Raw genomic sequence first — 1,502 nt, 5'->3', positions numbered from 1 at the left:
CATGTTAGAATCATCCTTTTCCTGTTTTCTTTAAAGTATACAGCCTGGATGTTTACTTGAACATATTTATTTTTTATTCATGCGTTTGTCGTGAAAAATACAGTCCTTTCAATTTAAATTTAAAAAGGGCTGTGATATAATGATATTAGTCAAATTCATATATCTCACCCCGAGCCGTTCAGTATTGCGAGTACTGGGCGGCTTTTTTATTTTATGTCACGCTGACAATGAGGACAGACGGTAGCACCTGGCTTTACATATTCTTTGCAGAATGGGCATTCGCTATACCCTTGTTCTTCAAAATCATATTTGATTTTGGCGGCAGATTTTGAAATAACAAGAGAATGCACCAAAGCCACTATAAAGAGCGCAACGCCATAAATATACCAGGGCAAAAAGCTGCGTCCTTTAGAACGTGCAATAAAGGCGGGAATTAATCCAATAATTAAAGCAATAAAAAGAACTTCCATTTAAATATACCTCACTATTTATTAAATAAACAATATCATTAATGGTCTATTTGAGCGTAATCTACTGATAAATTATAAAATGTTTCTATATACGGCAAACGCAATATAATAGGATTTTTTGCACCTTCAGCTATCCCCATGGCTCTAGAAAAAATAGAAACATGGCCTATGTGTTTTATACTAATTGCATCAGGAGAGTTGAAAAAAGGATCAGATGGAGATTTTAAAACAAAGCATGTGATGCCTTGCGGAAATATACCAATGGGAGGAATAGAGAAAAAACCAAAGAAGCTAAAAAAAATAACAACAGTGGCTACAATAATTATTATACGACGATATTTTTTCATAGATAACCTCCTGAATTAAAGTTTGTCTTTTTCACTATTAACGATAGAATCAAAATTATTATTAGTCCAAACTGCACCATCTGTAAAATGAACTTGCTTAACTACAACCTTTCCTTTCATTGTTCTATCTGTATTATATAATGACCAGCCAGATTTCATTATTCCACCGGGAGCTGTATTATCTTGCATAGTTAATTTACTAGTAACATTACCAGCCGATGGATCATTAAACCTATATGCTGGTCGACCAAAATTGTCAAATTGAAGAATGACAAATTCAATAGCATCGATATTTTTAGTTGAGATATTTTTGAAAGAGACATCAACATCAGTTGTTATTGATTTTACAATGTTAAGGCTAACAAGTTCAACAGGCTGATTAGCAACGCTACTTTTATCGGCGGATGTATTCTTATTTTCTTTGGGCACATACATAGCAACATCGTTTTTTAATTTTTCTATGGTAGTTTTTTGTTCATTAATAGTTGACTTCAATGTAGCATTTTCCTTTTTTAATGAACTAAGCTCAGCATCGTTTCCACATCCCATAATAAGGGCGCTAAAAATTATTATTAATATCGAAGATAAGGCGCAAATTGCAATAGCAAATTGAACACTTTTTTATCCATAATTATTTTTGGTTAGAATATATTTTATCTAAATTTTCATCAAAAAGCTCTTCTGG

General features: G+C 32.5%; 3 protein-coding genes. All 3 read right to left on the bottom strand.

All coding sequences use genetic code 11. From position 1 onward, the window contains the following. Positions 1-206: 206 nt before the first annotated feature. Genes HNR32_RS13695 through HNR32_RS13685 form a run of 3 tightly spaced genes read right to left on the bottom strand, consistent with a single transcriptional unit; the run spans position 207 to position 1,366 of the window. On the bottom strand, positions 207-470 hold the full coding sequence (locus HNR32_RS13695; RefSeq protein WP_183863614.1) for a zinc ribbon domain-containing protein: 264 nt from the start codon (positions 468-470) through the stop codon (positions 207-209). Between the two features lie 38 nt (positions 471-508). Further along, a complete protein-coding gene (locus HNR32_RS13690) occupies positions 509-817 on the bottom strand; it encodes a hypothetical protein (RefSeq protein ID WP_183863612.1) in 309 nt (102 codons plus the stop codon). Between the two features lie 15 nt (positions 818-832). Then, positions 833-1,366, bottom strand: a complete 534-nt coding sequence (locus HNR32_RS13685; protein ID WP_183863610.1) for a DUF5780 domain-containing protein — start codon at positions 1,364-1,366, stop codon at positions 833-835. Between the last annotated feature and the right edge of the window lie 136 nt (positions 1,367-1,502).

Source organism: Pectinatus brassicae, assembly GCF_014201835.1.
GTDB classification, from domain to species: Bacteria; Bacillota; Negativicutes; order Selenomonadales; family Selenomonadaceae; genus Pectinatus; species Pectinatus brassicae.
The sequence above is the reverse complement of the archived record's forward strand: the minus strand, read 5'-3'. Positions and strand labels throughout refer to the sequence as shown.